We start from the raw sequence: 12843 nt of genomic DNA, 5'->3' as shown, positions 1-12843 counted from the left end.
GGCAAGGGCAATTTTGGACTCGCGGCGGTTTTTGCGTATAAAATAGCGAGCTTTAGCGCGGTCGGGCTGGCCGTTTTTCGTCTGGAAAACATTCGATGCGGACGGGAAATGAATGCTTCGGCTTAAAGAATTCTTAATTATTTGGACGATTTAAATGGCAACTGCAGTCGAAACCCTGAGCAAACTCGAACGTCGTATGACCCTGTCTTTCCCGCTGGCCGATGTTCAGGCTGAAGTGGAAAAGCGCCTGAAGGTGCGCGCGCGCACTGCCAAGGCGCCGGGTTTCCGTCCGGGTAAAGTGCCGATGAAGATGGTTGCCGCACAGTTCGGCTACCAGGTCGAAACCGAAGTGCTGAACGACAAGGTCGGCCGCGCATTCAACGACGCCGCCGTCGAGAACAACCTGCGCGTGGCAGGTTTCCCCTCGATCGAGCCGAAGACCAGCGAAGAAGCCGGTGAAGGCCAGCTGGCCTTCAACGCCACCTTCGAAGTCTATCCGGAAGTGGCCGTCGGCGACCTGGCCGGCGCCGAAGTCGAGAAGACCGTGGCATCGGTCTCCGACGCTGAAATCGACAAGACCATCGACATCCTGCGCAAGCAGCGCGTGCACTACCACGTCAAGGGCGAGCAGGGCGCGCACGGCGACGGCGGCGCTGACCAGTCGGCGCAAAACGGCGACCGCGTGACCGTGGACTTCGTGGGCAAGATCGACGGCGTGGAATTCCAGGGCGGCAAGGCCGACGCCTTCCCGTTCGTGCTGGGCGAAGGCCGCATGCTGCCGGAATTCGAAGCCGCCACCATCGGCCTGAAGGTCGGCGAATCGAAGGTCTTCCCGCTGGCTTTCCCCGAGGATTACCACGGCAAGGACGTGGCCGGCAAGACTGCCGAATTCACCATCACCCTGAAGAAGGTCGAATGGGCGCACATGCCTGAAGTCGACGCCGTGTTCGCGCAATCGCTGGGCATCGAAGACGGTGACCTGGGCAAGATGCGCGAAGACATCAAGAAGAACCTGGAGCGCGAAGTTTCCGCCCGCACCAAGGCCCAGACCAAGGACAGCGTGATGAACGCCCTGATCAAGGCCAGCGAACTGGAAGTGCCGAAGGCGCTGGTCGAGCAGGACGTCGAGCGCCTGGCTGAAATGGCCAAGCAGGACATGGCGCAGCGCGGCATGGACCCGAAGGTCATGCAGCTGCCCCGCGAACTGTTCACCGCGCAGGCCGAGCGCCGCGTGCGCCTGGGCCTGATCCTGGCGGAAGTGGTCAAGGCCAACAAGCTGGAAGCCACCGAAGACCAGGTCAAGGCGCAGATCGAAGATTTCGCGCAAAGCTACGAAGACCCGCAGCAAGTGCTGAAGTACTACTTCTCCGACCGTCGCCGCCTGGCCGAAGTCGAAGCTCTTGTTTTGGAAGAAAACGTCGTCAACTACGTTCTCGGCAAAGCCAAGGTTTCGGAAAAGCCGGTTTCGTTCGACGAGCTGATGGGCAATCAGGCGCAAGCGTAATCGGGTTTTCTCGCGTAGTATCGGAAAACATTTTTACGCTAAGGATGCACACATGACAGGTCTGATCAGAGGTTCCGCACTGGACACGCAAATGCTCGGCATGGTGCCGATGGTGATCGAACAGAGCGGTCGCGGCGAGCGCGCGTACGACATCTACTCGCGCCTGCTGAAGGAACGCATCATTTTCCTGGTCGGACCGGTCAATGACGCAACCGCCAACGTGATCGTCGCCCAGTTGCTGTTCCTGGAAAGCGAAAATCCGGACAAGGACATTTCGCTGTACATCAACTCGCCGGGCGGCTCGGTCTCGGCCGGCATGGCGATCTTCGACACCATGCAGTTCATCAAGCCGCAAGTGTCGACGCTGTGCACCGGCCTGGCCGCGTCCATGGGCGCCTTCCTGCTGGCGGCAGGCGCCAAGGGCAAGCGTTTCTCGCTGCCGAACTCTCGCATCATGATTCACCAGCCCTTGGGCGGCGCCCAGGGCCAGGCATCCGACATCGAGATCCAGGCACGCGAAATCCTGTACCTGCGCGAACGCCTCAACGGCATTCTGGCCGAACGCACCGGCCAGGACGTGGAGAAGATCGCACGCGACACCGATCGCGACAACTTCATGTCGGCCGACGCCGCCGTGGAGTATGGCCTGATCGACAAGGTGCTGACCGAGCGCGCTTGAGTCGGCATCGCGGTAAACCGCATAAAAATGCCCGGATGGATTGCCGTCCGGGCATTTTTTTTGCGGATTCCGCAAAGAGAGGCTTTTCGGGCTCTGTTTCCTTGATAAATCGGCGTCTCGATGACATATAAGTGTCATGAAGCGAACCGGAATCAAGGGTTGGCGTCGAAAAATGACCAAGCCGTGACGAATCCGTATTTCGCGGGTATGATCAAGTCGTAAATTCTATCCTTGTAGCTCTATGTCTGAGAAAAAATCCTCCAGCGGCGAAAAGTTGCTTTATTGCTCCTTCTGCGGCAAAAGCCAGCACGAAGTCAAGAAGCTGATCGCCGGCCCTTCGGTCTTCATCTGCGACGAATGCATCGACCTGTGCAATGACATCATCCGTGATGAAGCTGCCAGCGTGGAAGCCGTTCCGGGCGCCAAGTCGGACCTGCCGACGCCGCAGGAAATCAGCGACCTGCTGGACCAGTACGTCATCGGGCAATCCACCGCCAAGCGCATCCTGTCGGTGGCGGTGTACAACCACTACAAGCGCCTGAAGCACCTCGGCAAGAAGGACGATGTCGAGCTTGCCAAGAGCAACATCCTGCTGGTGGGCCCGACCGGCTCCGGCAAGACCCTGCTGGCGCAGACGCTGGCGCGCATGCTCAACGTCCCGTTCGTGATCGCCGACGCGACCACGCTGACCGAAGCCGGCTATGTCGGCGAGGACGTCGAGAACATCATCCAGAAACTGCTCCAGAATTGCAATTACGAAGTCGAGAAGGCGCAGCGCGGCATCGTCTACATCGATGAGATCGACAAGATCTCCCGCAAGTCGGATAACCCGTCCATCACGCGCGACGTCTCCGGCGAAGGCGTGCAGCAAGCCTTGCTCAAGCTCATCGAAGGCACCATGGCGTCGGTGCCGCCGCAGGGCGGCCGCAAGCATCCGAACCAGGACTTCGTGCAGATCGACACGACCAACATCATGTTCATCTGCGGCGGCGCTTTCGACGGCCTGGCCAAGATCATTTCCGATCGCTCCGAGAAGAGCGGCATCGGTTTCTCGGCCAGCGTGAAGAGCCAGACCCAGAAGACCAATTCCGAGGTGCTGCTCAACGCCGAGCCGGAAGATTTGGTCAAGTTCGGCCTGATTCCAGAGCTGGTCGGCCGCCTGCCGGTCATCGCCACCCTGAACGAACTGGATGAGGAAGCCCTGATCCAGATCCTGGTCGAGCCGAAGAACGCCCTGATCAAGCAATACGCCAAGCTGCTGCAGATGGAAGGCGCGGAGCTGGAAATCCGTCCGGCGGCCATGCATGCCATCGCCAAGAAGGCGCTGGCGCGCAAGACCGGCGCGCGCGGATTGCGCTCGATCCTGGAGCATGCCTTGCTCGACGTGATGTATGAATTGCCCAGCCAGCAGAATGTGGCCAAGATCGTGGTCGACGAGAACACCATCACCAACGGCGCCAAGCCGCTGATGATCTACCACGACCAGCCGAAGGTGTCCGGCGCCTGATCGTATTGGTCAGGCGACGGGTGTCGCAGGAGCGGTGATGCCGCGCATGAAGATGCGCGGCATTCCGCAAAAAGGCCGCACACAGTCCGGTAGCCGCAAAAGCGGTAAAATGAACCGGCGGAATTTACTCTGGCTTCCATCGAAAAGCCACCCGGAGGAAACTTCGTGTGTGGCTTTTTTTATTTTGTTGCGATCTTGACATCGGTCTTCCGGCCGTGATTTTTAGCTCTGCCGGACTTGTGTTTTGATCACTCGTGCCAACATCATTCACAGTATTCTTTGATAAGGCCCGCCATGACGACTCCAATACTTACAGAACAATCGCAATTGCCGCTGTTGCCGTTACGGGATGTGGTGGTCTTCCCGCACATGGTGATTCCGCTCTTCGTCGGCCGCCCGAAGTCGATCAAGGCATTGGAAGCGGCCATGGAACAGGGCAAGAGCATCATGCTCGCGGCCCAGAAAGCCGCCGCCAAGGACGAGCCTTCGGCTGACGATATCTACGAAATCGGCTGCGTGGCCAATATCCTGCAAATGCTGAAGCTGCCCGACGGCACCGTGAAGGTGCTGGTCGAAGGCGCGCAGCGCGCACGCATCCATCACATCAGCGAACTGGAAACCCACTTCGTGGCCGACCTGACCCCGGTCGAGTCGGAGCAGGGCGACGAAGCGGAAGTCGAGGCAATGCGCCGCACCATCGTGCAGCAGTTCGACCAGTACGTGAAACTGAACAAGAAGATCCCGCCTGAGATCCTGACCTCGCTGGCCGGCATCGACGACGCCGGCCGCCTGGCCGACACCATTGCCGCGCACCTGCCGCTGAAGCTCGAGCAGAAGCAGGTCATCCTGGAGATCTTCAACGTCGCCAAGCGTTACGAGCACCTGCTCGGCCAGCTGGAAGGCGAACTGGACATCCTGCAGGTGGAGAAGCGCATCCGCGGCCGCGTCAAGCGCCAGATGGAGAAATCCCAGCGCGAGTACTACCTGAACGAGCAGGTCAAGGCCATCCAGAAGGAACTTGGCGAAGGCGAAGACGGCGCCGACATGGAAGAGCTGGAGAAGAAGATCCTGGCCGCCAAGATGCCCAAGGAAGCGCTGGAAAAGGCCCAGGGCGAGCTCAAGAAGCTCAAGCTGATGTCGCCCATGTCGGCCGAGGCCACCGTGGTGCGCAACTACATCGACACCCTGGTCGGCTTGCCGTGGAAGAAAAAGTCCAAGGTCAACAACGACCTGTCCAACGCCGAGAAGGTGCTGGAAGGCGACCACTATGGCCTGGACAAGGTCAAGGAACGCATTCTCGAGTATCTCGCCGTGCAACAGCGCGTCGACAAGCTCAAGGCGCCGATCCTGTGCTTCGTCGGTCCCCCGGGCGTCGGCAAGACGTCGCTGGGCCAGTCGATCGCCCGCGCCACGAACCGCAAGTTCGTGCGCATGGCCCTGGGCGGCGTGCGCGATGAAGCGGAAATCCGCGGTCACCGCCGCACCTACATCGGTTCGATGCCGGGCAAGATCCTGCAGAGCCTGTCCAAGGTCGGTGTGCGCAACCCGCTGTTCCTGCTCGACGAAATCGACAAGCTGGGCATGGACTTCCGCGGCGACCCGTCGTCGGCATTGCTGGAAGTGCTCGATCCGGAACAGAACCACACCTTCTCCGACCACTACATCGAAGTCGATTTCGACCTCTCCGATGTGATGTTCGTGGCGACCTCGAACTCGTTCAACATCCCGCCGGCGCTGCTGGACCGGATGGAAGTGATCCGCCTGTCGGGTTACACCGAGGACGAGAAGACCAGCATTGCGCAGCGCTACCTGCTGCCCAAGCAGATCAAGAACAACGGCCTGAAGGAGGGCGAGATCAGCGTCGCCGAATCGGCGATCCGCGACATCATCCGCTACTACACCCGTGAAGCCGGCGTGCGTTCGCTGGAACGCGAAGTCTCGAAGATCTGCCGCAAGGTAGTCAAGCTGCTGCTGCTGAAGAAGCAGGAGAAGAAGGTCGCCGTTACGTCGCGCAACCTGGACAAGTTCCTGGGCGTGCGCCGCTTCGACTTCGGCATCGCCGAGAAGGAAAACCAGATCGGCCAGGTGGTCGGCCTGGCATGGACCGAGGTGGGCGGCGATCTGCTGACCATCGAGGCGGTGAACATGCCCGGCAAGGGCCAGATCATCCGCACCGGTACCCTGGGCGACGTGATGAAGGAATCGATCGAAGCGGCCCGCACGGTGGTGCGCAGCCGTGCCCGCAAGCTGGGCATCAAGAACGAAGTGTTCGAGAAGAGCGACATCCACATCCACGTGCCCGAAGGCGCCACGCCCAAAGACGGTCCGTCCGCGGGCATCGCGATGACCACCGCGCTGGTATCCATCTTCAGCGGCATCCCGGTGCGCGCGGATGTGGCGATGACCGGCGAGATCACGCTGCGGGGCGAAGTGCTGCCCATCGGCGGCCTGAAGGAAAAGCTGCTGGCGGCGCATCGCGGCGGCATCAAGACGGTGCTCATTCCCGAGCAGAACGTGAAGGACCTTGCCGAGATTCCGGACAACGTCAAGAACAAGCTCGAGATCATTCCGGTGCGCTGGATCGACAAGGTGCTGGAAGTGGCGCTGGAGCGTCAACCGGCGCCGCTGCCGGAAGACGAGGCCATCGTCGAGTCGACCGTCGCCGCCAAGGACGGTGCGACCGATCCGGTGGTCAAGCACTGATCCCGGCTCAGGTATCTGCCCTCGAAAGCGCCTCTTCGGAGGCGCTTTTTTATTGTCCCGCGGCTGGGCGCATTTGATTTCCGTCAGGAAAATGAGCGCCGCCCCTGAAAATCACCGCAAATGGCGCAAAGCCGCTTGACACCTGGTTTTGCGGCTTGTTTAATAGCCGCTTGCGGAATTTTTCCGCAAGGCAATCGACGGTGAGGGGGCTCTGTCGTTGAGTCGCAAACGCTGTCACCAATAAACAAACTTATTTGTACAAGGGGCGTAAGTGAATAAAGGCGAACTGATTGAACACATTGCCGATGCGGCAGACATCTCCAAGGCCGCAGCCGGCCGCGCGGTGGACGCATTCATCGGAGCGGTGAAGACCACGCTGAAGAAGAACGGCACCGTGACCCTGGTCGGGTTCGGCACCTTCGCCGTCGGCCAGCGCGCGGCCCGCACCGGCCGCAATCCCCAGACCGGCGCCGCGATCAAGATCAAGGCTTCGAAGGTTCCTAAATTTAAGGCTGGCAAAGGCCTGAAAGATGCTATAAAATAACGTTCTTTCGTCGCCAGTGACATGGCGGCAGACTGTTAAGGTAGCCGGGCGCTTAGCTCAGTTGGTAGAGCGGAGCCCTTACAAGGCTTAGGTCGGGAGTTCGAGCCTCTCAGCGCCCACCAGCACCAGGCAGTCGAGCAAGTTTTAGGAGTGGTAGTTCAGTTGGTTAGAATACCGGCCTGTCACGCCGGGGGTCGCGGGTTCGAGCCCCGTCCACTCCGCCAGATAAAAGCCCTGTTCATCGAACAGGGCTTTTTCTTTTTGCGCAGCAAAAACAGCGGAGTGGAGGGAGCCGCCTGCGCGGCTCCCGGCGGGGCGAGAAGGGAATCGCTTGCAAGCGATTCCGCGGCCTGCAGCATGTAGGAGAGCCCCGTCCACTCCGCCAGATAAAAGCCCTGTTCATCGAACAGGGCTTTTTCTTTTTGCGCAGCAAAAACAGCGGAGTGGAGGGAGCCGCCTGCGCGGCTCCCGGCGGGGCGAGAAGGGAATCGCTTGCAAGCGATTCCGCGGCCTGCAGCATGTGGGAGAGCCCCGTCCACTCCGCCAGATAAAAGCCCTGTTCATCGAACAGGGCTTTTTCTTTTTGCGCGGCAGAATTTTCCGAGCAAAAAAAACGGCGCACTCCTCGCGAAGTGCGCCGCATCCCCCTCCGGGTTTAGCCCCGATATAAAGCCTTGCGTCTTGCATCCCGAACCCCTCCGGGATTTATTGCCGGCGGCGCATGCCGCCGTTGAATCGATGATCAGTAGGTCAGCGTGACGGTCACGGTGTCCGAGTAGGCGCCGGCCAGCGGCGTCTGCGCGGCCGCGATCTGGCCGTACACCGTCAGCGTTTGCACCAGGCCCGAGCCGGTGCCGGTCTGCGTGTCGGTGCCGATGGTCGAACCCCAGTTGTTGGTGCGGCCCGAGTCGCGGTACAGCGCGTAGTTCAGCGTGCCGCCGCCGGTGGCGCTCATCTTGCGGCTGGTGACCGTCGAGCCGCTGCCGGTGCCGGCGTCAAGGCCGACGTTGTAGCTGGTGCCGTTGGTGCACAGCACCGTGATGCTGCCGGTCTGGTTCACCAGCGCCTGGGTGTAGGCGCCGAAGGCGATCGCCGAACCGACCACGGTGCAGGCGGCGACCACCGAGGCGCTGATCGTCAGCGAGGCGCTGGCCGTGGCCGCGTGCGACGGGGCCGAGGAAGCCAGCATGACAGCGGCGATGGATGCGCAGACGAAGCGATTTTTCTTGGCAAAAAACATGTTGATTCTCCTGTGGATCCCTGCGCTGTCCTCGCCCTGTGCGAGAACTTCTGTGTGCAGCGGGTATGGAGACACTTTAATTTTCTGACGGCTTCGACGGCATCCGGGGATTCCTGAAAGCGGCGCCGACGAGCTCAGGGAAAACCTGAATTGCGGCGGAAATGCAGCAATGGCGGCAAGAAGCTTGCCGCCCGTCATCGTTTCCAGGCTAATACGAGACCAGGATGGTCAAGGTGTCGGTGTAAGAACCGGCGGCGATGTTCTGGCTGCCGGGGATTTTTCCGTAGACGGTATATGTCTTGACGACCGGCGTGAGCACCTGGAGCAGGTAGCCGTCGAGGATGTAATTGGTGCTCGACGAGCCGTCGCCCCAGATCGTGGAGCGCGTCGCATCCAGGTAGGCCTGGTAGTTCATGGCCGACGTGCCGGCGAGCATCTTGCGTTGGGCATATGCGCCGCTGTTGCCGGCGCTGAGCTTGACCGTATAGGTGATCAGCAGCGAAATCGTGGCCTGGCAAGTGACGGTGATGTTGCCGGTGTTTTCGACCGGGGTGCTGGATTGCGGGTTGTAGGTGCCGAACGAGAGCGTTGACGCCGAGGCCGTGCAGCCCTGGGCCTGCGCCGTGGCGCAGGCGGCGCCGAGGCAGAGCATGAGCAGCAATGTGAAGAGCGTTTTCATGAGGGCTCCAATGGATTCATTGACACACCACGACTTCATTGGTCATGCCGCCTTCGGAGCGGGTGGGCGGTGTGAGGGTTGCGTGGCATTGGCCGCCCGAGGGCAGCAATACGTCCAGCGTGTTCACCGGCGCGAGTTCCTGCAGGTAGCTCACGCCGTCATAGCCGACCGGGGCCTGCAGGCCGGTTTCCCTGACCCGGATCGATGCGCCCATGGGGATGTAATTGCCGGCGGCGTCCTTGAGCGTGATGGTCACGTCGGAGGCTTTCTTGGCGGTGAAGTTGACCAGCACGCCGGAGCGGTCGCGCGGCTTGATGTACTGGTCGGTCTGGTCCAGCTGCAGCGTGAGCGGCAGGTCGAGGACATCGACCGAGATCTTGTTGATGTCGTAGGCGCGCAGGTCGGTCAGCAACAGCTGGCCGTTGTCGTCGGTGCGGCCTGCGTAGCGGTTCTCGGTGTAGATGCCGACGTTCTTCACGCCGCTGGCGTTGACCACCGCAAAGCTGTCCTCGATCCAGTCGGAGGCGAATACGCCGCCATCCATCATGGCGAAGGAGCCGCGCGCCCCGACGCGCTGGCTGGTCACGTTGCCCGATTGCGCGGTGGCGGCATTGAAGCTGCCGTAGCGGCTCTTGTAGCTCAGCTGGCCCAGGCGCTGCCGGTAGCTGCCCTCGGTGTCCTGCAGTTGCCAGCCGACGTCGCCGATGGCGATGGTCGGGCGGCTGGCCTGCACCGAGGTGGTCCGCTGGCCATTGTTGTTGTTCACGCTGACGCCGCCGGCGTCGCGGCCGCCGAACGGAATGATCACGCCCACCGTCGCGCCGTAGCCGCTGTTGCGGAAGTCGCGGAAGGCGGTCATGTAGAGGTTGGAGGCGGCGCCGACCGATTTGAAATAGGTCAGGGTCAGCGTCTCGCTATCTGACAAGCCCGTGGTGCCCAGGTCGGTGAAGAGGATCGGGCTCTTGGTCATGGCATAGGCCATGCTCAGCGAACCGGCGCTGCCCAGGCTCAAGCCCAGGGTGGCGATGGTCGAGGAGCGCGAGACCGGGGCGCCCTGGATTGCGCCGATGTCCTGGTAATGGCGGGTGGCCTGGATGCGGGTGAGCGACATGCTGATCGGATTGGCATTGCGCTCGATGGCCACCGAGACCTGCTGGCCCGAGCCGGCATCCGAGCTGCTGGTGGCCAGCGCGGTCGCCAGCACGGCCCGGCTGTTCAGGTTGAACACCGCGCCGCCGCCCAGTAGCTTGAGCCCGCGCATGGCCTCGGCGTGCGTCTCCAGCGTCAGCCAATCGCTCATGCCGCGCCGCGCGGTGCCGGACATCGCAAATTGGCCATAGTCGTTGCTGCGCAGCGCGTAATTGCGGCGCACCCAGCCGCCTTCGGCCGAATAGGAGTTCAGGCCTTCCTTGAGCAGGCGGTCGGTCGCGTAGAAATTGATGGTGCGCAGGGTCTGCCGGCCCAGCTCATCGGTGACCGCCACGGCAATCTGGCCCGCGCCGCTGGCAATCGGCGGCTGGCGGATGTCGAACGGTCCCGGCGGCACCGGTTGCGACAGCTGGCGAACGCCGTTGACGAACAGGTCCACCGTCGACGGCACCACCGTCTCGCCGCCCAGCGAAGGCGTGGGGAAGCGGACCAGGTCGGGACGCAGGTTGAAGTCCGACGCGAACTGGAAGCCGCCCAGGCGCACCGAACGGCTCCACGCGAGGCTGCCGTTGATGACGTCGCCCACGCGATAGCGCCGCAACGAGGCCGGTTCGGAATAGGTGTAGGTCGTCTCCAACCGCGCCGAGACGCCGCCGCTGTTGCCCAGGTAGCCCAGGCCGGTGGTGCTGAACACGCCGCTGCCGGCGAACCAGCGCCCGTCGAACAGGCCGCCCAAGGCGTGTATGCCCTGGCTGGAGGTGGCCAGCAGGTCGTAGTTCAGCACCAGCCCGCGCCCGCCCGGCGACAGCGGGACATTGCTGGTGCTGATGTTGGCGTCGATATCGGTGGTGTTCATGAACCGTGCCGGGATGTCGAGGTTGACCTTGGCGGCGGCCTCGTCGAGTTGGATGCGGGTCGCGATCGTGTTCAGCGCGACCAGGTCGTTGTCCGTTCCGTCGACCTTCAATTTGAGGCTGCGCAGTTCGGACACCGTGGTGTACAGCGTCTGCTGCCGACGCGTGAATTGCACTACCAGGTCGGTGCCGCGGCCGTTGATCGATACTTCCAGCAGTAAAGCCTCATCCCCCGGTTCGGCGGCGCGCGCCAAGGCGCTCAGCATGACCAGGGAGGCGAGGGTGATCCAATGTGACAGCCGTCGTCTCAAGGCGCCACGGTCAGTTCGGTTTCAATCGGACCCGAGTCGCCTGTCGCGGTCATCTTGACCTTGCTGCCGGCCGCCAGCGGGGTATCAGTTTCGATCAGGTACTGGCGGGTGATTCCTGCCAGCGTGTAGGGATTGCCACCGGCCGGGGGGGTGATCTTCTTGCCGTTGGGCAGGGTGAACGCCAGGTCCAGCAAGCGCGCGCGCCGGTTGCCGGTGTTGCGCACGATCAGCTTGGCCGGCTTGCCGGCGTGCAGGGAGTAATCCATCTGCAGCTTGGACACGCCGTTGGCCGCGATGAACACCGGCATGGAAATGCGGAATTTAAAGTTGATGGTGGCGCCTTCGGCCGCCGACGGGATCTCGTCGATCAGCATGCGGAACGCGATCTCGTTGGGACCGGAAGGCTGCTTGGAGACGATGCGGATCACCTGGGAAGCGCCCGGCGCCAGGCTGAACACTGGCGGGCTGATGATCAGGTTCTGCGTCGGCTGCAGGTCATCCTTGTTGTCGCTCTGGTTCCACTCGAAGGCGCGCAGTTGCAGCGAGACATCGTGATTGTCGTTGTTGACGATCTTCACCACACCGGCAGTGCGCGAAGACGACAGCTCCAGCACCACCGGAGCGATCTCGAAGTTGGAAGCATGTGCTGTACCGCATACCCCAGCTGCGGCGACGCAGACTATTGGCCATACCCGAGCCAGTCTCTGAATGATGGTTCTCGTCACTGTGCGAAAACTCCGATTTAGTTGTCAGGTATCTCGATATTGTTTCTAGAGTAAAACGAAATGTGATTCTAGTAATGCTTTTGGTTGCACGCTCACCACAGAATTTGATTGAAAGTTAATTCTAAGCGTGATTGATGGTGACCGGCATTTTCATTTTGGCAGACTATCTCCAAACAAGCAGGGAGTTAAGCGCAATGGCCCGCACAAACGGAAATGGCGCGCATCCTCGCGGAGCGCGCCATTTGCTGGCAAGAGAAAAACGGGCTGGCGGTTCAGTAGGACAGGGTGATGGCCACGACGTCGCTGTAGCTGCCGGCGCGCGCGGCTTGTCCGGATGGGATATAGCCATACACCGGGATGGTCTGGGACACGCCGCTGCCCACACCGCTGATGGTGTCGGCGCCGTTGGCGTTACCCCAGGATTTGGTGCGGGCCGCATCTTGATACAGCGCGTAGTTCAGCGTGCTGCTGCCGTCGGCGTTGGCCAGTTTACGGCTTGCCGTGCTGGCGCCGGTTCCCGCGCCGGCATCCAGGCTCACCGTATAGCTGGTGCCGTTGGAGCAGGTCACGCCGATCTGGGCGTTTTGCTGGATCGCGCTGGAGTTGTACACGCCGAACGGCAGCGCCGCGCTCTGTACGACGCACTGCGCGGTCACCACGGCGGTCATGGTCAGGTTGCCGTTGACCGACGCCGCGAAGCTGTCCGCACCGAACGACAGGGCTAGTCCGGCTGCAAGCATGAAAACATGTATTTTTTTCATTATTGAAGGATGCCGTCTAGTAACAGATTTGGGTTGAGACTATTATAGAATAAATTCGAATAAAAACTATAAAAGTGCAGGGACGCAACAGCTTGAAAAACGAAAAAAGCGGGACGATGACGAATCTTGCTGCTTGAATGAAAACATTTGATGGCATTAAGCAAATGCGAACTCATCAACATGTCGC

At 61.2% G+C, this 12843-nt stretch carries 10 protein-coding genes and 2 tRNA genes; 7 read left to right on the top strand and 5 right to left on the bottom strand.

Annotation, left to right across the window (positions count from 1 at the left end; translation table 11 throughout):
• Positions 1–154: 154 nt before the first annotated feature.
• The 7 genes from tig to Herbaro_RS12565 all read left to right on the top strand — a co-directional run bounded on the left by tig (position 155) and on the right by Herbaro_RS12565 (position 7161).
• The gene (tig, locus tag Herbaro_RS12595; protein ID WP_275009974.1) at positions 155–1504 is read left to right on the top strand and encodes a trigger factor; all 1350 of its coding nucleotides are present in this window, start codon (positions 155–157) and stop codon (positions 1502–1504) included.
• Positions 1505–1556: 52 nt separating this feature from the next.
• Entirely contained in the window at positions 1557–2183 is a 627-nt protein-coding gene (clpP, locus tag Herbaro_RS12590) for an ATP-dependent Clp endopeptidase proteolytic subunit ClpP (RefSeq protein ID WP_275009973.1), read from the top strand.
• A gap of 241 nt (positions 2184–2424) precedes the next feature.
• Positions 2425–3690, top strand: coding sequence for an ATP-dependent Clp protease ATP-binding subunit ClpX (gene clpX, locus Herbaro_RS12585; protein WP_275009972.1), 1266 nt, complete (start codon positions 2425–2427; stop codon positions 3688–3690).
• A gap of 294 nt (positions 3691–3984) precedes the next feature.
• Positions 3985–6393 carry an endopeptidase La gene (gene lon, locus Herbaro_RS12580; protein WP_275009971.1) on the top strand — a complete coding sequence of 803 codons (2409 nt, stop codon included), beginning with the start codon at positions 3985–3987 and terminating at the stop codon, positions 6391–6393.
• A gap of 271 nt (positions 6394–6664) precedes the next feature.
• The gene (locus Herbaro_RS12575; protein WP_275009970.1) at positions 6665–6937 is read left to right on the top strand and encodes an HU family DNA-binding protein; all 273 of its coding nucleotides are present in this window, start codon (positions 6665–6667) and stop codon (positions 6935–6937) included.
• A 46-nt stretch (positions 6938–6983) separates the two neighbouring features.
• Positions 6984–7059, top strand: a tRNA-Val gene (locus Herbaro_RS12570).
• A 25-nt stretch (positions 7060–7084) separates the two neighbouring features.
• Positions 7085–7161 (top strand) — tRNA-Asp (locus tag Herbaro_RS12565).
• Between the two features lie 518 nt (positions 7162–7679).
• On the opposite strand, the gene Herbaro_RS12560 is transcribed toward Herbaro_RS12565, so the two are convergent.
• The 5 genes from Herbaro_RS12560 to Herbaro_RS12540 all read right to left on the bottom strand — a co-directional run bounded on the left by Herbaro_RS12560 (position 7680) and on the right by Herbaro_RS12540 (position 12656).
• Positions 7680–8177 (bottom strand): Csu type fimbrial protein, encoded by a 498-nt coding sequence (locus tag Herbaro_RS12560; protein WP_275009969.1) that lies wholly within the window; start codon positions 8175–8177, stop codon positions 7680–7682.
• A gap of 208 nt (positions 8178–8385) precedes the next feature.
• A complete protein-coding gene (locus tag Herbaro_RS12555; RefSeq protein ID WP_275009968.1) occupies positions 8386–8856 on the bottom strand; it encodes a Csu type fimbrial protein in 471 nt (156 codons plus the stop codon).
• A gap of 16 nt (positions 8857–8872) precedes the next feature.
• Positions 8873–11125, bottom strand: coding sequence for a fimbria/pilus outer membrane usher protein (locus tag Herbaro_RS12550; protein ID WP_275009967.1), 2253 nt, complete (start codon positions 11123–11125; stop codon positions 8873–8875).
• A gap of 41 nt (positions 11126–11166) precedes the next feature.
• Positions 11167–11787 carry a fimbrial biogenesis chaperone gene (locus Herbaro_RS12545; protein WP_275009966.1) on the bottom strand — a complete coding sequence of 207 codons (621 nt, stop codon included), beginning with the start codon at positions 11785–11787 and terminating at the stop codon, positions 11167–11169.
• A 380-nt stretch (positions 11788–12167) separates the two neighbouring features.
• On the bottom strand, positions 12168–12656 hold the full coding sequence (locus tag Herbaro_RS12540) for a Csu type fimbrial protein (RefSeq protein ID WP_446719267.1): 489 nt from the start codon (positions 12654–12656) through the stop codon (positions 12168–12170).
• Between the last annotated feature and the right edge of the window lie 187 nt (positions 12657–12843).

Source organism: Herbaspirillum sp. WKF16, assembly GCF_028993615.1.
In the GTDB taxonomy this organism is placed as follows: domain Bacteria; phylum Pseudomonadota; class Gammaproteobacteria; order Burkholderiales; family Burkholderiaceae_D; genus Herbaspirillum.
Note: the sequence above shows the minus strand (reverse complement) of the source record. Positions and strands in the feature narration are given on the sequence as shown.